The organism is Pseudomonas sp. PNPG3 (genome assembly GCF_023093815.1).
In the GTDB taxonomy this organism is placed as follows: Bacteria; Pseudomonadota; Gammaproteobacteria; order Pseudomonadales; family Pseudomonadaceae; genus Aquipseudomonas; species Aquipseudomonas asiatica.
Map to the genome: position 1 here is coordinate 1 of NZ_JALLKV010000164.1, position 319 is coordinate 319.

Sequence of the window (319 nt, forward strand, 5' to 3'; positions counted from 1 at the left end):
GACTGGACGATCCGGAGGACAGGTGAGCAGACTGCGCGTCGGGCTGCTGTCGAACCCGACAGCGGCTCAGGGGGCAGCGCACCGCGTCGGCCGTCAGGTGAGCCATCTGCTGCGCCTCGCCGGCATCTCCGTCGTGGATCTCTCGGCCCCGACGGCGAGCACGGCCCGGGCCCGCGCCCATGATGTGCGGGACACCCTCACCGCGCTGGTCGTCGTCGGCGGCGACGGCACCGTCGCCCTCGGCGCCGAGATCGTCGCCGGCACCCCGGTGCGGCTCGGCATCGTCCCCGCTGGCTCCGGCAACGACCTCGCCCGGGCG

At 74.9% G+C, this 319-nt stretch carries 1 protein-coding gene; it reads left to right on the forward strand.

What is annotated here, in order from left to right; genetic code table 11:
• Positions 1–22: 22 nt before the first annotated feature.
• The coding region (locus tag MJ643_RS30570) for a diacylglycerol kinase family protein (protein WP_348773349.1) at positions 23–319 on the forward strand (297 nt) is incomplete at its 3' end.